Raw genomic sequence first — 20,267 nt, forward strand, 5'->3', positions numbered from 1 at the left:
CCTTCGCGCTACGCCAAGAGATGCCACGACGATGCCGTACGTTACGATTTCTTATCTGTCGCGTCCAACAACAGGAATTTCCAATCCAGCGACATATATACTCGCACCGGCTTTTAGAGGTTATCGATGTCCCTTCGTAACATTGTGATTTCCGTCGCGCTGCTGGCGTTCGCTCTCTCCGCACCTGCGCAGGAGGATTCCGGCAGCGTCTGGAATACGAAGAAGTCCGCCTGGCAGCAGCTAACGCCTGCGCAGCGCACGCAGGTTTCGCAGTTTGCCGAGTCGTACAAGTCCTACCTGGACACGGCGCGCACCGCTCAGGCTTCCACACGCGAGATGATTCGCCAGGCCCGCGACGCCGGATTCGCCGAATTCACCAGTGCCGCCCAGGTCAAGTCCGGCGCAAAACTCATTTTCAACAACCGCGACCGCGCCGTAATTCTTGCCGTAATCGGCTCTGAGCCTCTCTCGGCTGGATCGCGTGTTGTCGCAGCGCATCACGACTCGCCGCATCTGGATCTCAAAGCGCGTCCTATCATTTCGCGTGGCTCCTTTGTCCTGCTAAAGACGATCTATTACGGCGGCATCAAGAAATATCAGTGGGCCAACATCCCGCTCGCGCTGATCGGACGCATCGACACCACAGACGGTCGCAGCGTGAACGTCTCGCTCGGCACCAAACCCGGCGAGCCTGTCTTCGTCATCCCCGATAATGCTGTGCACTCCGACAAGCCTCTTCGCACCCGTACGTATAACGATGCGTTGCTGGGCGAGGAACTCAACCCCGTCTTCGGCAGCGTGCCGGGCGAGCGGTCCTCGGCCGCAACCGAAGTTCTCCGCCAACTCTCCGAGGCTTACAAGATCAAAGAAGAGGACCTGGTCAGTGCCGAGTTGCAACTTGTACCCGCCGCGTCGCCCTCAGACGTCGGTTTCGACCGGGGACTCATAGGCGCCTATGGTCAGGATGACCGGCTCTCGTCGTATTGCGCGGCACGCGCCATCATGGAAATGAAAGCGATTCCGCGCTTTACTGCCATGGCATATCTGACAAACTTTGAAGAAGAAGGATCTGTCAACAATACCGGCGCGTCTTCCGCCTTTCTCAACAATACTTTCGCGCAACTCACTGCCGCACAGCGCGGCCAGCACTACACAGAGTTCGACCTGCGCACAGCACTGCGTAACTCGCGCGTCATCTCCGCCGACGCCAACGATGGATACAACCCCATTTTTGGCGAGGCCACCAGCGAGTCCTCCAACGCCGCCCGCCTCGGCTACGGTGTTGCCATCAAGGCTTACGGCACCGGTTTCAATGCCAACTCCGAGTACATAGCCGCCATACGCGGCCTCTTGGACGGCAACCAGATCCCGTGGCAGACGCAGACGCCCAAGGTGGACATCGGCGGTGGCGGCACCATCGGCGGCTTCTTGTCGCGACAAGACATGGAAGTTATCGACCTCGGGGTCCCGCTGCTCTCGATGCACTCTCCCTACGAGATGTCATCCAAAGTTGACGTCTGGAACTTCTACCGCATCATGTCTGCGTTCTATCCCTGGGAAGGGAAGTAGCGTCCTGCTCTGAATTAGGGATTGTTCTGTTCCCCCATGCAAGCAAATCCGGCTTGCATGGGCCACCGCGGGATTGTTGCTTCTGGCGCGGGTACCCTCAACCGCATCAGTCGTCCTCTACACAAGTGTTCTCCTGACCCCAGGCTTCTCCTTTTGTGAATCAAATTGCTCGCCTGCGTATCCAACTTATTGTCTTTGGCATTTTGTCTAAGAGTGTTGGTGCGCAGTATGGTCATTAAAAAGCCGTCCGATGTTCCTTCGTCTGAGATAACACCGAAATCGCTTTACATGAATCGCCGGAAGTTCCTCATCGGCGCGTCTGCATTTGGGGCGACGGCCATTGCGGGCACGGCACTGCTGCGAATGTCCTCGCAAACGGAGATTGCTTACGCCGGCTCAAAACTGCAGTACTCGAAGAGCCCGTTCAGCACCGACGAGAAGGTCACGCCGTTGCAGGACGTGACCCATTACAACAACTTCTACGAGTTCTCCACAGACAAGTACGAGCCGGCCAATCTTGCTACAGCCTTCCAGCCGCGCCCGTGGAGCATCACCGTCGATGGCCTGGTGAAGAAGTCGAAGACCCTCGACCTCGATGCTCTCATGAAGCTCTCCCCCATTGAGGAGCGTATCTACCGCCTGCGTTGCGTAGAGGGATGGTCCATGGTCATTCCGTGGCTTGGCTTCCCGGTCAGCGCGTTGCTCAAGCAGGTCGAGCCCACGTCGAAGGCGAAATTTGTCGAGTTCACGACCGTCCAGCGCCCCGAACAAATGCCGGGACAGAAGCGCAGCGTGCTTGAATGGCCCTATGTCGAAGGCCTCCGCCTCGATGAGGCTATGCATCCGCTGGCCATCCTCGCCGTCGGGCTCTATGGAGAGACTCTGCCGAACCAGAACGGCGCGCCCATTCGCCTCATCGTTCCCTGGAAGTACGGCTTCAAAAGCATCAAGTCGATCGTGCGCGTACGCTTCGTCGAAAACCAGCCCGTGAGCACATGGGAGAAATCCGCGCCCAACGAGTACGGCTTCTACTCCAACGTCAATCCAGAGGTCGATCATCCACGGTGGAGTCAGGCGAGAGAACGCCGTCTCGGCGAATTCTTCAAGCGCAAGACGTTGCCATTCAACGGCTACGCCGATCAGGTAGCGCAGCTTTATTCCGGCATGGACCTGCGTAAGAACTTCTAGCAAACATGATCGGATTGTTTTGTAACTCCGTGTAACGCCGGATGTCTTCCAGCAGTCTGATCAGTTGTGCAAGCCCTGTGTCCAACGGGTCGTCACCCGCAACGATGCAGGCAATGAAGAAAAGGAACGGTAAGCGAAACAATGTCTTGGAAAACAATATCTCGGAAAACATTGTTTTGGAAAACAATGCCTTCGACGACAGTGCGTCGAAATAAGCTACTCAAGCCGATTGTATTTCTCTTGGCGCTGGTGCCACTTGCCCGGCTGGTGATCGCCGGTTTTACAGTAGGCCTTGGCGCGAATCCGATTGAGGTCATCACGCGCCGGACCGGTTACTGGACGCTCATCTTCCTTATGGTGACCCTGGCCATTACGCCGGTCCGCAAGATGACGGGACTGCATTGGTTGATCCAGTACCGCCGTATGCTCGGCCTCTTTGCCTTCTTCTACGGCGTGCTGCATTTCCTCACTTACATCTGGCTCGACCAGTTCTTCGACTTCTCCTCGATTGCGAAGGACGTTTACAAGAGACCTTTCATCACCGCCGGATTCACAGCCTTCGTCCTCCTGATCCCTCTTGCAATTACCTCCACGCAGGGATGGATTCGCCGGCTAAAACGGCGCTGGCTATTGCTGCACCGGCTGATCTATGTAAGCGCATTTGCCGGAGTCGTTCACTTCATCTGGCTGGTCAAGAAGGATCTTCGCGAACCGCTAATCTTCGCCAGCGTGCTTGCGATACTGCTGGGCTGGAGGGTCGCGGCGTGGCTACTCGGCCGCCGCCGTATGATCATCCCGGCCGCCCGTCCGGCGATCACCGCCGATTAGAAGGCGACCTTTCGCTACGTACTTTCTATGCATACGTATAGCGCCGAGGCCCCGGCGCGGGGGTATGGCCGAAGCACCTGAAAAAACAGCTTCTACCCACCTCTAATCTGCCGGATACATCCAACTCAAAGCAGCCACTATTCAGCCCCTTCGTCCGAGGAGGACACTTTGCTTTGCCCGGCCTGTCATCATCCGAACTCCGATGAACAACGTTTTTGCGGCAGTTGCGGTGTGCCGCTCCGATCAATAGACGCGGCGGAAGCACAGAGCACGCTAGACTACTTCTACCGTCTCATTCGGCAGAAGCCGTCCGAAGAGAACTTATCGTCCTTGGCCGACTACAACTCCCAGGTGCCACCCTCTGGCGCATTCGCTGAAGAGGAGGCGAAGTTGCGCGAGCAGGAACGAGCACTCGCCGTATCGGAGTTGCGCGATGCCACTCCTAACGTGCGCGAGCCTGGCTTTGAATCCCACGGCATCGACTCGACACGCGCATCGCAGGATACCTCGCAACAGCTCTCAAGTTCTGAGAAGAATCCGCCTGACGTTGGAAGCTGCGCGCCCAATCCGATCTCTGGGCGAACCTCGGCCAGCAAGGGAGCGACTCGCGATACGGAGCATCACGGCAAGCTCGCCGATGCTCCGTCGCCTGAATTAAAGACCGATTCGGCCACGCCGGTTCTCCCCTTGCGTGATTCCTCCGTGCTTGCGCCGGAAGTCATAGCGTACGACCGTCAAGTTCCCATCATTGCTGAGCCGGGCATCGATCGCCGCCGTGCTCAACTCGATCCCCGACTCCGGGCCCAGCAGAACGCAAGAGGACGCGAGGAAGAACGCGCCGGAACTGGTGAAGCCAGTAGGGCGCAGCAGCACAGCGGCTCCGTTCGTCCACGTGAATCCTCGCCGTCCCAGGACAGTCGTCGTGGTGACGTTCCCTCCCCGCGCGAGTCCGCGACGGGGGCACCGCCTCGGTACAGCTCGGTCCTTGGTCTCGACAGTCCCGCATCCAGTTCGATCAGCGACAAGTCTGGATACGAAGCAGAGGTCCGCATCGGGCGCGGGGATGTTTCGCCCCTCGCGGGCGAGTATGGTCCCGTCCACGAACGCTCTGCAGCCATCCAGGATGCGCCACGTACCGGGTTCCTGGACTTCAGCGAGCCCCGGCGCGAAGTTGCCGCCATTCATGGTCCTTCGTTTCTCGGCCTTGGTGGAGATGAAGTCTCTGAATACGGAGACGAAAGTCGCCAGTCGCACTCGCGTCGCAACGTCGCGCTCGTCATTCTCGCTCTGCTCCTTATATTGGCGGCAGTGCAGTGGCGCTCCATTCGCGACTTCGGAGTGCGCTACGCGCAGAACGGAACCATGAGCCTGCCTCTCGCGCTAAAGAGAGGACAACCCGCGCCCGCCGGACCCGCGGCCAACTCCACCGCCAATTTGGGGTCAACAACCGCGAACTCCAATCCGGAGATCGTTGTCGAGCCAGCGCGCAATCCGAACGCGGCCACCACGCAATCCGGCAACCTCGCGGCCGCGGGCAATGGTGCTGCAGGTAATACCGCGACAAACAACGCGCAGCCGCCCTCGAACTCGCAACAATCGTCAGCGTCACCGCATTCTCCGCCTGCAAACTCAACAACGCCCGCGACCAGCGGCAGCAACAGTTCGACGCCTGCCACGACGCCGGAGACGGCGCAGAAAGCCAGCAACCGAAACGAAGACGTGCAACAAGGAGAGCCCGGTAACAGAGAGCCCGCTAGGGATGGTGTCGCCGGGCGCGGCACCGCACGCGAGGCCGACAGCGAGGAATCCGCAGCACCCGGCAAGTCCGCCATGTCCGGGCGTGGCAAGTTTTCGCCCTCCTTGCGCGACACCGAACCTGCCGAGGGCGGAGCCGCCGAGCTTGCCCAGGCAACAGCCGCTGGCAATCCGTCCGTCGCAGCGGCATGGCTCTGGAAGGCCGTTGGCAAGGGAAACTCCGAAGCCGCCGTGCGTCTCGCCGATATGTACGTCACCGGTCGCGGCGGCATCACGCAGAACTGCGATCAGGGGCTTATCCTGCTGCGCTCCGCCGCCAGCAAGAAGAACGCGCGAGCTCGAAGCAAACTTGGCTCGCTTTACGCCACTGGCTCCTGCGTCGCGCAAGACCGTGTCGCTGCCTACCACTGGATGAGCCTCGCACTGCAGGCCGATCCGGGCAGCGAGTGGATCGCTCACAATCGCAATACGCTGTGGCAGCAGATGTCGTCCACTGAGCGTGCGCAGGCTGGTCCGCGACCGTAAAGCCAAATTACGTGTAACCGTCGGCCAGCGCGCGTTACCTCGCCCCACGATATTTTGGAACCGAATACATCGCCCGCGCATCCTAGCCTTGGAGGAAAGAACGATCATGGCTTTCGAAGTTCCGCCGCTGCCTTATGCCTACGAAGCGCTCGAACCCTATATCGATGCGCAGACCATGCACCTGCACCACGACAAGCACCACCAGGCTTACGTGGACAACTTCAACGCCGCAGTAGATAAAACGCCGGAGCTCAAGGGCAAGAGTCCAGAAGACATTCTGCGACATCTCACCAGCGTTCCGGAAGCCGTACGCACCGCGGTGCGCAACCACGGCGGCGGACACGTCAACCACTCCATGTTCTGGGCCATCATGGCTCCCAACGCAGGCGGACAACCCACTGGCGCTATCGCCGACGCGATTAAGAAAACCTTCGGCGACTTCGCCCAGTTCCAGGAAAAGTTCAACGATGCCGGAGCCAAGCAATTCGGCAGCGGCTGGGTGTGGCTCGTGCAAGGCAATGGCGGACTGCAGATCATGTCCACGCCAAACCAGGACAGCCCGCTCTCTCAGGGGCTCTACCCAGTCATGGGCAATGACGTCTGGGAACACGCGTATTACCTCAAGTACCAAAACCGTCGCGCCGAGTACCTGAAGGCGTGGTGGAACGTCGTGAACTGGAGCGAGATCAACCAGCGCCTGCAAAAGGCAGGCAAGTAGGACAAGGCGGGTGTCCTAGCCGCCAAAGTCAAGAACGAGTGAAGCGGCAGGCGTTATCGCCTGCCGCGTTTTGTTGTGGCGCATTGGTGTGCCTTGCGCTTCAGACTGGCATCGGTTACGTACAACCTCGAAACACCTCTGAAGATTCTCATATACATGTCCCTTGGTAGCGGCGAAAAGGCTCCAAGTCCAGCCAACGGCAGCAACTCGCGGAGCTTCTCGCGATTTGCAGCGCGCACGGCAACGCTTGTCGGCTCTTCGTGGATATTCATCCTTGCATGTGCCAGTATCTTCATCTGGGCCTTCACTGGCCCCATCTTTCATTTCTCGGACACATGGCAGCTCATCATCAACACCGCCACGACCATCGTCACCTTTCTCATGGTTTTTCTGATCCAGAACACGCAGAACCGCGACGCCCGCGCCCTTCATCTCAAGCTCGACGAAATCATCCGTTCCATTCGCCATGCTCACAACGACATGATCGATATCGAAAAGCTCAGCGACGAAGAGCTCGAAAATATGACTAAACACTACGAGCGCATTCGCGAAGAGTACGAGCACCGGGCGGCCTCCCGCGTCCACAGCAAGAAAAAGCTCCCCGCCGCATAAGTCGCAATCCTCGCTGCGCCCATCGTGTTGCTTGTCAGTCAGCGTTTACGAAACCAAGGATTTGCTTTCCGTTTTGGAAACAGCGCATGACGTGTCACTATTGATGACTATGCAGACGATGGAAGCCAAGCGAACGTCTTTCACCATCAAGCATCCATTACTATCGATTCTTTTTATCGTCTCGATATCGGCAGTGTTTTACCTGGTTACCCGGCTGATCTCCAATCTGCCGGAGAAGGCGAAAGAAATCGTGAGCTACGAACTCGTGCCGATGGTGTGCCTCTGCGCTTGTCTAGCTCTGCTGGTCCGCGCCGTCCTGTACAGGTTTGCAAAGGGAACTCAGCACGCGCTCTCGAGCGAAACCAAGCAAAAGGCCCGCGCCAAAAGCGCAGGCCACTGACTAACTACCGCTCCCCAGCTATTTCCTGTAAACCTCGCCGCCCTTCATCACCCACTGCACTTTTTCCAGAAGCGTGATGTCGTCCAGCGGATTGCCCGGTACAGCGATGATGTCCGCGTATTTGCCCGCGTCCAGCGTACCGATCTGGTCCTGCCAGCCCAGCAGTTCCGCCGCGTCCGCCGTCGCCGAGCGTAGAGCTTGCGCCGGGGTCATGCCCAGCTTCACCATGGTTTTGAACTGTACTGCCGGATTCACGTCCCAGGAGAAGCCGCCCACGTCAGTGCCGAACGCGATCTTCACGCCTGCCTTCAGTGCCTGCGAAACGTCTCCTGATGCACGCTTACCATCTTCGGCCACACCCCGCCGCGACCTTCGGCAACGTATTCGCCCACAAAAAGCGTCGGCACGTACCAGATGCCTTTTTGCTTCATCGTTGCGAAATCTTCATCGGCGATGTAATCGCCGTGTTCGATCGAATCGACGCCCGCGGTGACCGAGTTGTGCACACCCTGCAAGGCTGTCGCGTGGCTCGCAACCTTGTGCCGCTGCCGATGCGATTCGTCCACGATCGCCTTCAACTCATCCACCGTGAACGTCGGTATGTCGTCCAGCACGCCATCCGGGCGAAGCACGTACGAGCGGTCGGAATAAACCTTGATCCAGTCCACGCCGTAGCTCAGTTGCTCGCGCACGGCTCTGCGACCGCCTTCTACGCCATCCACTTCCTGGACGCCCTTCGGCAAGTGCGGTTGCAACTCCCATGCATATCCCAGCACGGGATACGCGCCTGTCACGTCCATAGCGCGTCCGGCGACCTGCATGCGCGGTCCCGGCACGATGCCCTGGTTGATCGCCTTCTTCAAATCGACGTCGGCGTATCCGGCGCCTTCCGTTTCCAGATCACGCAACGCCGTGAATCCATACTGCAACGCCAGGCGCGCCGCACGCGACGCCAGCAGCGTGCGGAAGGGTATCGACTGCTTCAGAATCTGTTCGTCGTAGTCTGCCGCCGTGATGTCGCCTTGCAGCAGCACGTGCGTGTGCGTCTCGATCATCCCCGGCAGGCACGTTGAACGCGAAAGATCGACCACATCGACGCCCGCCGCCGGCGCCGCGCTTCCATTCTGCACCGCCTTGATCCGGTCGCCCTCTACGACGATCGTCAGCGGACCCTTCTTCAGCGCGCCGGCCCTTGTATCCACCATCGCGCCGCACCGAAGGTACGTCGTCTTCTTCGGCACTTGCGCCTGCTGATCGTTGCGCGGAGCCTGCGCCAGCACCCCACCACAAATGCCAAACAGCGCGACTGCAACACACACGAGCTTTCTCATCTCAGTTCCTTATGTCCTCGCGGTGACCACAGAATTGCGCCCGCGAGTGTATCACCGGCCTGTGAACGTCCAAACGATTAGGCCCCGATTGACGCTGGACTCGCAACCCGGTTTTCCACATACTGCACCAATCATGGGTAATTGACCCTGTCGGCACCGCGGTCTACTCTCGCGAGTACAGTTGTTCCAGCCATTCGGCTCGTCGAAAAAGTCCGCTCGCATCTCGGACCAAGGAACAAATCGGGAAAATACGGTTGCAGTCCGCTTTCGGAAATATGTCTGCCCCGCTCGATTTCGCTTTTTGGCCATTCGGATGGGAATTTCGCTCGAAAAGGCTTAAAATACAACATATAGCGGTACCCCCTTGACACGTACAACATGGAGAGGTACTGTTCGCATCCCAAGACGTACATCCGGGGTGGCCCGGTTCGGCGGCGGCAGAGGTGACGGCGTCGGCCTGGTCTGGATAGCAACACGAAATTTCGCCTTGGCGAGATGTTTTGCGGACTCCCCGCTACTTGTTGAACGCAAGCAACGGGCTCAGTGCGGTGATCCTTTACAGCTTGGGCTTTGTTCGGATCAGTGCTGCGGTGGCACTGGACAAAGCCGTTCCGTTCTTGAGGGCCTCGGCCTTCCCGTTGCTTGCTATGCGGCTTGCGGCGATGGGCTTCCTGTCCTCTGAAAGGAAAATTACACGGGGCATCGATACCGTCCCCGGCGTTGTCGCACGCCTGAACGTGTGCTGTAGTTTTTGCCCAGTTGTTCTCCGGCGCGCAACGCGCCAAGAGTTTTCGTCGTATCGCATGAAGAGGAGCAGAATAGAGATGGCCGATGTATCCAACAAGACCACGACCGGCGTAGCCCCCACTGCGCAGCAAACAGCGAGCAACATGAACAGGAAAAAGGTGGCTCCGGGCCTCTCCTTCAAGCGCTATTTCACCAAGGCGGGAACTTCCCCCTACGATGAAGTGGAGTGGGAACTCCGCACCGCGCAGATCACGGACGCCAAGGGCAACGTGATCTTCGAGCAGAACGACGTTGAGATTCCCAAAGATTGGTCGATGACGGCCACCAACATCGTGGCCTCGAAATACCTGCACGGACAGGTCGGCACCCCCGACCGCGAGACCGGCGTCCGCCAGCTTGTAACGCGCGTAGCCGAAACCATTCGCGACTGGGGCATGGCCGGCGGATACTTCCGCTCGTCCGAAGACGCAGCAGTCTTCCACGATGAGCTTGTTCACATCCTTGTCCAGCAGAAGGCCGCGTTCAATTCGCCGGTGTGGTTCAACGTAGGTTGCGATCGCATTGAGCCAAACTCAGACGCCACAAACTGGCATTGGAATCCCGAGACGCATCAGGTCGAGTTCGGCAAGACCGGCTATTCCAATCCGCAGTGCTCGGCGTGCTTCATCAACAGCGTGCACGATTCGCTCGATAGCATCCTCACGCTGGCCAAGACCGAGGGCATGCTCTTCAAGTGGGGTTCCGGCACGGGCACCAATCTTTCTCCGCTGCGCTCGTCGATGGAAACGCTTTCCGGCGGCGGCACCGCCAGCGGCCCGCTCAGCTTCATGAAGGGCTTTGACGCCTTCGCGGGCGTGATCAAATCCGGCGGCAAGACGCGCCGCGCCGCGAAGATGGTGATTCTCAATATCGAGCATCCCGACATCAACGAGTTCATCGAGTGCAAGGCAAAGGAAGAAGCCAAGGCGTGGACGCTCATGCAGGCCGGCTACGATGGCTCCACGCCGGACAGCGAAGCCTATTCCTCCATCTTCTTCCAGAACGCCAACAACAGCGTTCGCGTAAATGAAGAGTTCATGGACGCCGTGGTGCATGACCGCGAATTCACCACCAAGGCCATTCGCGACGGCAGTCCGGTGAAGACCTACAAAGCTCGCGATCTGCTGCGCAAGATTTCCGAAGCGACCTGGCAGTGCGGCGATCCCGGCATGCAGTACGACACCACGATCAACCGCTGGCATACCAGCAAGAACACGGCGCGCATCAATGCCTCCAATCCTTGCTCGGAGTACATGTTCCTGGACGACTCCGCCTGCAACCTGGCGTCGCTGAACCTGATGAAGTTCGCGCCCAACGGCAGCTTCGACATCGCTGCCTACCGCTACGCGGTTGACGTCATGATCACCGCTCAGGAAATCCTCGTGGACAACTCCGGCTATCCGACGGACAACATCGCGCGCAACTCGCACGACTATCGTCCGCTCGGTCTCGGTTACGCCAACCTGGGCGCGCTGCTCATGGCCGCAGGCCTGCCGTACGATTCCGATGCCGGACGCGACTACGCTGCCTGCGTCACGGCCATCATGTGCGGCGAAAGCTATCTTCAGTCGTCGCGCATCGCCGAAGTCTGCCAGCCGCTCGCGCCTGCCGCCGAGCACACCAAGTCCGCCGAAATTACCGGCGCGGCCTGCCCCGGCTACTATCTGAACCGCGAGCCTTTCCTCGATGTCATCCGCATGCACCGCGCTTCGGTCAACAACATCGAGAAGACGCACGTGCCGGCCGCGTTGCTGGAGGCTTCTCGCCAGTGCTGGGACGAAGCACTCTCCCATGGCGAGCGCCATGGATACCGCAATGCGCAGGTCACGGTCCTTGCGCCGACCGGCACCATCGGCTTCATGATGGATTGCGACACGACGGGCGTGGAGCCGGACCTCGCGCTCATCAAGTACAAGAAGCTTGTCGGCGGCGGCATGATCAAGATCGTGAACAACACGGTCCCGGCCGCGCTCTTCAAGCTCGGCTACACCAGCGATCAGACGAACGCCATCGTCAGCTACATCGACGCCACCGGAACCATCGAAGGCGCGCCATTCATCAGGGAAGAGCACTTGCCGGTGTTCGATTGCTCCTTCAAGCCGTCGAAGGGCACGCGCAGCATCGCCTGGCTCGGCCACCTCACGATGATGGCGGCCGTCCAGCCCTTCATCTCCGGCGCTATCTCCAAGACCATCAACATGCCGGAGAGCGCCAGCGTTGAAGACATCATGGAGGCCTACATAGAGGCATGGCGTCTCGGCGTGAAGGCCGTAGCCATCTACCGCGACGGCTCCAAGAAGTCGCAGCCCATGTCCGCCAAGGGCTCCGAACCAAAGACCCTCGCGCAGATGGCCGCCCAGGCCGCCACTGTGGTTGAGGAAGAAGAGGACATGAACGCTCCGCCGCGCGCCCGCCGCCACAAGCTGCCCGACGAGCGCATCTCCATCACCCACAAGTTCAACATCGGCGGACACGAGGGCTACATCACCGTCGGCCTCTACAAGAACGGAATGCCCGGCGAGATCTTCATCACCATGGCGAAAGAAGGGTCCACGGTCAGCGGCCTCATGGACAGTTTCGCCTGCGCCATCTCCATCGCCTTCCAGCACGGCGTCCCGCTCAAGCTGGTCGCGGAGAAGTTCGCGCACACCCGCTTCGAACCCAGCGGCTGGAGCAACAATCCGGACATCGGCTACGCCAAGTCGATCATGGATTACATCTTCCGCTGGCTCGAACTCCGCTTCCTCACCGGACAGCAGCAGACGCTCTTCGATGACCTGCGCCCGCGCCAGAACGGCGAATTCCCAGGCCACCCCGCGCTAGACCACAGCAGCACGAAAGAAGCTCCGGCGCTCAAAGCCGCACCCCCGGCCGGATCTTCCTACCACGCCGCCGACGCCATGCGCGGACTCATCGACATGGGCGACGCCCCAAGCTGCCACGTTTGCGGAAGCATCATGACGAGGAATGGCAGCTGCTATCGGTGCATGTCGTGCGGAAGTACGAGTGGGTGTAGTTAGCATCTTTTCCGGTGCTTTTACCTTGCCTGGAGCAGACATCGGTCTGCTCCTTTTCTTGTCTCGAAAGCTGTTGATTCTGCTTAGGCGTTTGCTCTTACTGAATTTGAGGCAACCGATCCGGATTCCGATTCGCGCATTTCGTATTCGAATTCGTTAGCTTCGGTGGCTTTCTAGTTACTGTCCATCCGCTCAGAACCGTGCTACTGTTTTCGCCCTCCAATGGAGAACTTCGCCTATGAGCACTGTTCAAGCGGTATCGTCTACGGCTTTTACGGATAAGTATCTCGAGACCGCCAAAGAAAGAGAGCGACATGTCGACGCGGTCCTGACTTCTGCTTCTGACAAGAAGGTAGTAGTCGCCGGGCCAGGCACTGGCAAAACCTTCCTCTTTAAAAAAGTTCTCGAAGGAAAAACAAACGCCCTAACACTCACGTTTGTTAATGCCCTGGTCGAAGACTTGTCGCTCGATCTATTCGGGCTGTCCGAAGTTCGGACCTTGCACAGTTTCGCCCGAGGTCTTCTAGCCAAGATAACGAAAAAAGAGGTCAAGATATCGCCGAGGCTTTCCGAGATTGTCAAAAATGACGCACAGATACTTCTTGGAAAGGAGATTGACTTCGACGCGATATTCAATAACAGAGATGATGAGAACGAACTCATAAGATTCTTTGCAAAGCGGAAGCAGTACTACGGGCAGTACGGGTATTCTGATGTGATTTTTGCTGCAGTGAGGTATCTCGAGAAAAACAGAGGGGCGATCCCCGCATTCGAACAGATCGTTGTTGATGAGTTTCAGGACTTCAATCAATTAGAAGTGTCCTTGATTGATCTGCTGGCAGAAAGAAGCCCTGTGTTGATTGCTGGTGATGATGACCAAGCACTCTACGATTTCAAAAGCGCCAGCGCACGACATATCCGTGAGCGGCACGCAAACACAAAGCCCGATTACGCAGCCTTCAGCTTGCCTTTTTGTTCTCGGTGTACTCGCGTGATTGTGGGAGCTACTAACGACATCATTACCGCCGCAAAAACGCAAGGCTTACTGAAGGGTCGCATCGAAAAGGCTTACCGATACTTCGACGCTAAGGGGAAGGACGAAGAAAGCGACCAAAGTCCACAACTCATCCATCGTCAAGTATTCGCATCTCAAATACCTTGGATCATCGAAAAGGAAATCACGGCAATGGCCTTGGACACGAAGGCCAAGTTCTCTGTTCTCGTGATTTCCCCTACCCGAACACAGTCTCGAACCTTAGCAGCGTCCCTTCAAACCAAAGGGTTTTCGAACCTCGAGCTCAGCGAAAAACGAGGAGACCGGCAGGCAGAAACGTTGGACGCCCTTCGGTTACTCCTTGAAAACGCCAAAGACAATCTAGGTTGGAGAATTTTGATCAAGTTCCTTCTAGAGCCCGAGAAGGTCATTGAGATAGTCGGGGCGACGGACAAAGATGCGACCAAACCTATCTACGATCTCGTGGGTCGTATTATCAGGGCGGACGTCAGAAGGCTAGTAGGCGTAGTAAAAGCCATAAAAGCGGGGAAAACTGTTAAGGACGAGGATTTAGCGCGCTTGCTGGAAGTCCTTGATCTGGGTCCTTACGAATTGACGCGGCGGGAGTTGCGTCGTGACATAGGTAGTGATGAGCACGTTAGCAATTCCGGTATTAGGAAAATAGCCGTTAAAACTACTACAGTGCAGAGCTCCAAAGGTCTCGCAGCGGACCTAGTATTCATCACTCATTTCGATGATCAATTTTTTGTGAAGGATAAGGACAAGAAGAAGATATCGGATCAAGATGTGTGCAAGTTTCTCGTTGCCCTTACTAGGGCAAAGAAAAGAGTGGTGCTGATCTCGTCCACGAAGAAAGATCCAACCTTTCTCAACTGGATACAGCAGGATAGGGTAGACCGTCGTAAATAGACGAGTCGTCGCTGTTGTCTGGCTGGTGGCCCACATCTCCGAATCCATTCTCGACGGTGCCCCACATCTGCCTGACGTTGGCAGATGTGGGTCTTCGGCTTCCCCCAGCCTTTCCTCTACCCTAACCACCCTCTCCGGCGTACACTCTCCGCGATAAACTAAGGCCATTTTTCCGTTGGTGTGAGTGTAAAGGGAGCGATGTGATGGCTTATTGGCGGATGCAGTTACATCCTGATCAGTCGGGCAAGTCAGTGCAGCACTGCGTAGAAAGCCTCGCCGCCGGTTTTATTGGACTTGATTTCGCGTCCGATACCGGCGATCTGCGCACGATTAGGAAGGATTTGATTCCAACGAAGGAAAAAGATCATTGGGCTTTCGCCCATGACATGCAACAAGGCGATTGGGTTCTCATCATCGCCCATCATTTTCCATTTGCGGTGGCGCAAATCACTGGCGAGTACAACTACATCCGGGAGACAGAGCCGCGCATTGGGGTTTGGTTCAGACACTTCCGCCGCGTATCTGACGTGATGTATTACGGAGATTACAAAACTAATGCCCGCGATTGGGAGCAGATCAAGATGACGGACACTATCTCTCCGCTCCACGATACCGGTAGCAAGTCGTATTCCCTTATCTATCGCTGGACGAGCAAAGCGGTCGCACAAAGCGTGTAGGCGGACTCCAAGCAAATGAAACGAGTTTGGATTGGGGACTATGGGGGAGAAGGCGATGCCAACAAGAGATGATTACAAGACGTTTGAAGATGAGATGTTTCGGAAAATCGAGGATCTTGAACGCGAAGAAGTGTTAGACAAGATTGCCGAAAAGCACGAAGTTGATCGCGTTAGGAAAGAAGTCAACTCGATCTTAAACTCCTTAGACGAGCCCGCTAGAAAGAGAATCCTTGAGCGACTTGTAAGAAGCCTCAAGTCTGATATCGATTCAACACAGTGATAAGGACGCTGGGTCGGGTGGGCTGGTGGCCCACCTCTCCGAATCCATTCTCGACGGTGCCCCACATCTGCCTGACGTTGGCAGATGTGGGTCTTCGGCTTCCCCCAGCGTTTCTTCTACCCTAACCACCCTCTCCGGCGTACACTCTCGGCGACAAACAAACGCCCATGTACGCCTTCACCTTCGAGTTCAACCCGTTCAGAGATCTATCAACGATCCACTACTTTGTTATCTTTCTCATCCTCGTCGCGACGTGGATCGCCCGCGAGTTGAAGGAGCGTGCCGGACAGTCCTGGCCCGTCGTCTACGGCACCGTCGAGTTCGCCGAGTTCGTCACCGTTGACGGCAAAATGCGCGCCGAAGTGCGCTACTCCTACAGCGTCAACAACGAATACTTCTCAGGAGTCTTCTTCCGCTTCCCGCGAAGTGAGAAGTCGGCTTCGATTGAGCACCCGAGGGATTGCGTGGGCAACGTTCACAGCATCAAAGCAAGCGGAGGTGGGCGATGGCAGAGAGAAGTCTCACGGTTCCCGACATCATGTTGATCGCAGGTACGCGTGTGGCGCTTGGCATGGGAATTGGGTTGCTGATGTCCGGCAAGATCAATCGCGATGCGCGGAAGGGCGCTGGAATAGCGCTGCTCGCAGTCGGCGCACTGACTTCCATCCCACTCTTCGTCAACGTCGCCCGCAGCAGACCCGCTCTTGTCGAGCGACAAGCCGCATAGGCGGGGGCATATCTCCAGGATGTTGCACATCCGCGCAGGCGAAGTAGTTTAGCTGTGGGCCCAGGCGGCTCTCACCTACAGCACCGTTCCCTTGACGACGATTGCGCCTACGCACCACATAATGGCGTCTTCGGCCTTCTCGCGATCGATGCCGCGCTCTTGCAGGAAGCTCCCAAACTCTTTCCCTTGTAATAACTGTTCGCTGAGCGCGCTCAACACAGCCATGTACTCGGCGGGGACATTCACCTGCGCCGCTCGCACAAGATCGTCGAAGCAACCGATAACATCGAGGATTACGCCGTCCTCGTCGAGGTCCATTGCGTTCACCACGTGCAACGCCTCGGCGATGTCACAGAGCATCTCGATCTCGGCCGGCGCAGGCCCAAGGGCCTTCATGTTGTTGTCGGCCAACTCCAGCGCCCTCTGCGCCTGCTTCGCGCTCCTGAAGAAAAGGACGCGCCCATTCTTCAGCAAAGGCCGGTCGTTCTCTCCACCGTACGCGATCAGTGTGTAAATCTGTGGGCCTTCAGCATTGGCGTCCACGCGGAAGCCAACCATCGCCAGCCCTTCTTGCGGAGTCTGCGGAGGAAAGGGAACGAAGTCAGAAGACATAGGCACTCATTGTAGCCTCTGGGTAGCGTCTGGCCTGATTGCATTCTCCAGCGGATAACGAAACTCACAGTGTTGTCATTCACTCCAAAGCCAACCACAGAGCCTGGGTGACTTTGGTCACTCAGGGGTAACGGTCACAAACTTCCGTCACTTCCTCTGCTGCCCTAAAAGTGGTACAAACCTCTACACCCCGGGGCGCAATTCAGGAGAACACAGCATGAGACGGATTTGGACGTGTTTGCTGGTACTCACGGCACTGTTGGCAATCAGCTGCGGTGGTGGCGGCGGCAGTTCGAGTGGTGGTGGCGGTGGCTCGAATCCCCCGCCGCCGCCCGGCCCGACTGGCTATTCCAACGCCAGCCTGAACGGCCATTACGTCTACTCCGCCCACGGATCTGCGACAGGCACGACGTTCGCCATCCTTGGCGAGTTCACCGCTGACGGAGCCGGTCGCATCATCTCTGGAAGCGAAGATGCTCACGACTCTTCCTTCGGCGCATACCCGACGACACCATTTACGGGCACCTACTCGGTCGGTTCGGACGGACGCGGCGAGATGGTGGCCAATTTCAGCGGCGGCGGAACCATTCGTATGCGCTTCGCCCTGATCTCCACTGACAAGGCTCGCCTGATTGAGATGTCGCAAACCGAGAACGCGACCGGCATGATCCAGAAACAGGATGCGGCAGCGACGGCGAACCTGGCTGGCACCTACGTATTCCGTTTCGACGGTGATAACGCGGGCTACCAGTACTCTGCCCTGGGTGCTGTGACCGCCTCCGGCCCGGCGGCTTCCGGCACACTCACCGGCACGCTCGACCAAAATGACGGTGGAGCCTTCGCTTCCTCTGTCGCCGTCACGGGCACGTACACGGTCGGAGCTGGCGGACGCGGCACGGCAACCATAAACTTCGGCCCCGGCAACGTACACTTCCTGTTCTATATCGTGGATGCTTCGCGCCTTGAGATCATGGGCACCGATTTCATCCCAAACCTGAACGGATATGCCGTGCAACAGTCCGGAGGACCTTTCTCCAACGCGGGCACGAACGGCAACTTCATCTTCCAATTGTCGGGATACACAAGCGCAGGCATCATTCGTGAAGCCGGACGATTTACTCTCAACGGCAGTGGAGCGGTCAACTCGGGCGTGGAAGATCTCAACGAGAACGGCCAATTCTACGAAAACTCAACCTTTACCGGAACCTACAGCATGGCCGCAAATGGCCGCGCACCGGTGCAGCTTACGTACGGCACTACCACTCTTAAATATGTGTTGTGGATGACTTCACCACGCACCGGCATTCTGATGAGCGCCGACGGTTCCAGTGTGGAATCCGGCCCGATCACGTTGCAGCAGGGAACCCAGTCCAACGCCACGTTGAACGGCGGCTACTCTGTGTTGTTCAGCGGATACGCAGGAGTGACGGCGGACGTCATCGCGCAGGTTCGTGCCAACGGCACGGGCTCGTTCACTGGAACCCAGGATTACAACAACGGAGGCACGCTCGGCACTGGGGCAGCTCTGCCCGGCGACTACAACGTGGCCGCCAACGGACGCGCAACAGGAACACTGGGTGGGTTGCCGATTAGAATCTACGTGGCAGACGCATCCACTTGGTACGCCATCTCAGCCGACAACGCAAAGCAGATGCTGGGAATCGCCGAAAAGCAGCAATAGTTTGGATCGCATGAACGAAAAGCCCTCGCAGCAGCGCGAGGGCTTTTCGTGTGCTGGGCAGGTGTTCTGATCTTGCCTGATTGCCGTGCGCGTCACCGCTGCTGGTACAATGCCGGGATTCTCGCAAGTCCTCTGAACTTTTGAGGTTAGATACTCGTAACAAGGGGTATGGGTTGTGGCGTGGCACTTGGTATTCCTGTCGCGTCTTCCGCAGCCATCCCCGCAACGCCTCAAGGGGAGTGCCGGTTGGAAGATGCCCAGGTAATCGCATTGCTCGTCCGTCGCTGCGTTGCCGGCGACGCCGTTGCCTGGGAAGAGATCGTCCAGAAATTCAATCGTCGGATTTATAACATCTGTTACAGGTTTGCGGGCTCGGCTACCGACGCCGAAGACCTGACCCAGGAAGTCTTCATCAAGATGTACCGCACGCTCGATAGTTTCGATTCCGAGCGCGCATCGTTTGCGACCTGGATCACTACGGTTACGCGCAACCTGCTGGTCGATCACTTCCGCAAGACAAAGCATGACCGTGTCACCGATTCCATTGATGCCACTCCGGGCGAAGGTGAGGAAGGCCTCTCCCTCGGCGACAAGCTGGAGGATAAGGCTCCCGGGCCAGAGCATCGCCTTGAAAAGCGCGAAACCCGCGAACTGGTCCACAAGGCCCTGCAAAAGCTTTCCCCTGAGTTGCGAGAGGCCGTTATATTGCGCGATCTGCAGGATATGGACTATCGCGAGATTGCACAGGTGCTCAAAGTGCCCGAAGGAACGGTCAAATCCAGAATTAATCGCGGACGTACGGAACTTGCGCGGTTGTTACAGCGTACTTATAGGCAGGTGATCTGATGTACGGCGAAAAGGACAACACGATGCAGTGCGTAGATTTTGACGCACTCCTGGCAGACGCCCTTGATGGCGTGCTGACTGGCCCGAAGCTGGCGAGCTTCGAGGAGCATAAGGCGGCTTGCAGGACTTGCGCCGAAATGTTCGCCGAAGCCGGAGCCGGACTGAACTGGCTGAACGCACTTGAGGAAGTCGAACCGCCTCGCAACCTGGTTCGCAACATCCTCATCGCGACCACCGGTACGGCCGAAGCTACAGGGATGGCGGAAGTGGCAGCGCGACTGCCTTGGTGGCAGCGCCTTCGTCAACGCATGGTGCCGCAACTGGCGCCTGTGCTCACGCCGCGCTTCGCAATGTCTTTCGGGATGGCGTTTTTTTCGATTTCGATGGTGCTGAACGTTTCGAACATCAAGCTGGCCGATCTTTCGCCACACAGGATTCGCAGGACTTATTACGAGAGCGAAGCTCGGGTCGTGAAGTACTACGAGAACATCCGCCTCGTGTACGAAATCGAATCCCGCGTTCGCGAACTCAAGCGTGCGGCCGGGACCGAGAGCGAGCCCAAGAAGAACGGGCCCAAGGAGCAGAACAAGGACAACACCGATCGGGACCCTGATATGCGCCAGTACCAGAACTATAGCCGCGAAGCAGATGACGCGGTCGTAATGGCCCAAGCGGTCAGGGCAAGCTGGGTTGTAATCGACAGGAGGGACGTATGAATTGCGCCAATCACATGGATCTACCGGCAACTGCGTATTGCCGTACCTGTGGCAAGGCGATGTGCGCCAACTGTG

General features: G+C 57.7%; 19 protein-coding genes. 16 read left to right on the plus strand and 3 right to left on the minus strand.

Annotation, left to right across the window (positions count from 1 at the left end; translation table 11 throughout):
• Positions 1 to 126 precede the first annotated feature (126 nt).
• The 7 genes from VN622_12840 (at position 127) to VN622_12870 (ending at position 7,595) form a co-directional block, all read left to right on the plus strand.
• Complete coding sequence (locus tag VN622_12840; GenBank protein ID HWR36748.1) at positions 127 to 1,569, plus strand: peptidase M18; 1,443 nt, start codon at positions 127 to 129, stop codon at positions 1,567 to 1,569.
• A 228-nt stretch (positions 1,570 to 1,797) separates the two neighbouring features.
• Positions 1,798 to 2,757: a protein-methionine-sulfoxide reductase catalytic subunit MsrP gene (msrP, locus tag VN622_12845; GenBank protein HWR36749.1), complete on the plus strand. Its 960-nt coding sequence runs from the start codon at positions 1,798 to 1,800 to the stop codon at positions 2,755 to 2,757.
• Positions 2,758 to 2,943: 186 nt separating this feature from the next.
• Entirely contained in the window at positions 2,944 to 3,585 is a 642-nt protein-coding gene (locus VN622_12850; GenBank protein ID HWR36750.1) for a protein-methionine-sulfoxide reductase heme-binding subunit MsrQ, read from the plus strand.
• A 168-nt stretch (positions 3,586 to 3,753) separates the two neighbouring features.
• Complete coding sequence (locus VN622_12855; GenBank protein HWR36751.1) at positions 3,754 to 5,865, plus strand: zinc-ribbon domain-containing protein; 2,112 nt, start codon at positions 3,754 to 3,756, stop codon at positions 5,863 to 5,865.
• Between the two features lie 106 nt (positions 5,866 to 5,971).
• On the plus strand, positions 5,972 to 6,583 hold the full coding sequence (locus tag VN622_12860) for a superoxide dismutase (GenBank protein HWR36752.1): 612 nt from the start codon (positions 5,972 to 5,974) through the stop codon (positions 6,581 to 6,583).
• A gap of 156 nt (positions 6,584 to 6,739) precedes the next feature.
• Positions 6,740 to 7,195 (plus strand): low affinity iron permease family protein, encoded by a 456-nt coding sequence (locus tag VN622_12865; GenBank protein HWR36753.1) that lies wholly within the window; start codon positions 6,740 to 6,742, stop codon positions 7,193 to 7,195.
• A gap of 91 nt (positions 7,196 to 7,286) precedes the next feature.
• The gene (locus VN622_12870; protein HWR36754.1) at positions 7,287 to 7,595 is read left to right on the plus strand and encodes a hypothetical protein; all 309 of its coding nucleotides are present in this window, start codon (positions 7,287 to 7,289) and stop codon (positions 7,593 to 7,595) included.
• 18 nt (positions 7,596 to 7,613) lie between these two features.
• On the opposite strand, the gene VN622_12875 is transcribed toward VN622_12870, so the two are convergent.
• Both VN622_12875 and VN622_12880 read right to left on the minus strand, forming a co-directional pair.
• On the minus strand, positions 7,614 to 7,895 hold the full coding sequence (locus VN622_12875) for an amidohydrolase family protein (GenBank protein HWR36755.1): 282 nt from the start codon (positions 7,893 to 7,895) through the stop codon (positions 7,614 to 7,616).
• 8 nt (positions 7,896 to 7,903) lie between these two features.
• Positions 7,904 to 8,926: an amidohydrolase family protein gene (locus VN622_12880; protein HWR36756.1), complete on the minus strand. Its 1,023-nt coding sequence runs from the start codon at positions 8,924 to 8,926 to the stop codon at positions 7,904 to 7,906.
• A gap of 824 nt (positions 8,927 to 9,750) precedes the next feature.
• On the opposite strand from VN622_12880, the gene VN622_12885 reads away from it, so the two are divergent.
• The 6 genes from VN622_12885 (at position 9,751) to VN622_12910 (ending at position 16,337) form a co-directional block, all read left to right on the plus strand.
• A complete protein-coding gene (locus tag VN622_12885; protein ID HWR36757.1) occupies positions 9,751 to 12,732 on the plus strand; it encodes a vitamin B12-dependent ribonucleotide reductase in 2,982 nt (993 codons plus the stop codon).
• A 235-nt stretch (positions 12,733 to 12,967) separates the two neighbouring features.
• Complete coding sequence (locus VN622_12890) at positions 12,968 to 14,653, plus strand: UvrD-helicase domain-containing protein (GenBank protein HWR36758.1); 1,686 nt, start codon at positions 12,968 to 12,970, stop codon at positions 14,651 to 14,653.
• Positions 14,654 to 14,856: 203 nt separating this feature from the next.
• Positions 14,857 to 15,330, plus strand: a complete 474-nt coding sequence (locus VN622_12895; protein HWR36759.1) for a hypothetical protein — start codon at positions 14,857 to 14,859, stop codon at positions 15,328 to 15,330.
• A gap of 55 nt (positions 15,331 to 15,385) precedes the next feature.
• A complete protein-coding gene (locus VN622_12900; GenBank protein HWR36760.1) occupies positions 15,386 to 15,610 on the plus strand; it encodes a hypothetical protein in 225 nt (74 codons plus the stop codon).
• Between the two features lie 167 nt (positions 15,611 to 15,777).
• Positions 15,778 to 16,155, plus strand: a complete 378-nt coding sequence (locus VN622_12905; protein ID HWR36761.1) for a hypothetical protein — start codon at positions 15,778 to 15,780, stop codon at positions 16,153 to 16,155.
• Positions 16,116 to 16,337 carry a hypothetical protein gene (locus VN622_12910; protein HWR36762.1) on the plus strand — a complete coding sequence of 74 codons (222 nt, stop codon included), beginning with the start codon at positions 16,116 to 16,118 and terminating at the stop codon, positions 16,335 to 16,337. Before VN622_12905 ends, VN622_12910 begins: the two co-directional genes overlap by 40 nt.
• A gap of 75 nt (positions 16,338 to 16,412) precedes the next feature.
• Here the strand turns inward: VN622_12910 and VN622_12915 are convergent, their stop codons facing one another.
• The gene (locus tag VN622_12915) at positions 16,413 to 16,949 is read right to left on the minus strand and encodes a hypothetical protein (protein HWR36763.1); all 537 of its coding nucleotides are present in this window, start codon (positions 16,947 to 16,949) and stop codon (positions 16,413 to 16,415) included.
• Positions 16,950 to 17,166: 217 nt separating this feature from the next.
• On the opposite strand from VN622_12915, the gene VN622_12920 reads away from it, so the two are divergent.
• The 3 genes from VN622_12920 (at position 17,167) to VN622_12930 (ending at position 20,192) form a co-directional block, all read left to right on the plus strand.
• On the plus strand, positions 17,167 to 18,630 hold the full coding sequence (locus VN622_12920; GenBank protein HWR36764.1) for a hypothetical protein: 1,464 nt from the start codon (positions 17,167 to 17,169) through the stop codon (positions 18,628 to 18,630).
• Between the two features lie 180 nt (positions 18,631 to 18,810).
• Positions 18,811 to 19,476 carry a sigma-70 family RNA polymerase sigma factor gene (locus VN622_12925; protein ID HWR36765.1) on the plus strand — a complete coding sequence of 222 codons (666 nt, stop codon included), beginning with the start codon at positions 18,811 to 18,813 and terminating at the stop codon, positions 19,474 to 19,476.
• Positions 19,476 to 20,192, plus strand: a complete 717-nt coding sequence (locus tag VN622_12930; GenBank protein HWR36766.1) for a hypothetical protein — start codon at positions 19,476 to 19,478, stop codon at positions 20,190 to 20,192. The genes VN622_12925 and VN622_12930 overlap by 1 nt, the downstream gene beginning before the upstream one ends.
• Positions 20,193 to 20,267: the final 75 nt, after the last annotated feature.

The organism is Clostridia bacterium, from assembly GCA_035561135.1.
In the GTDB taxonomy this organism is placed as follows: domain Bacteria; phylum Acidobacteriota; class Terriglobia; order Terriglobales; family Acidobacteriaceae; genus DATMYA01.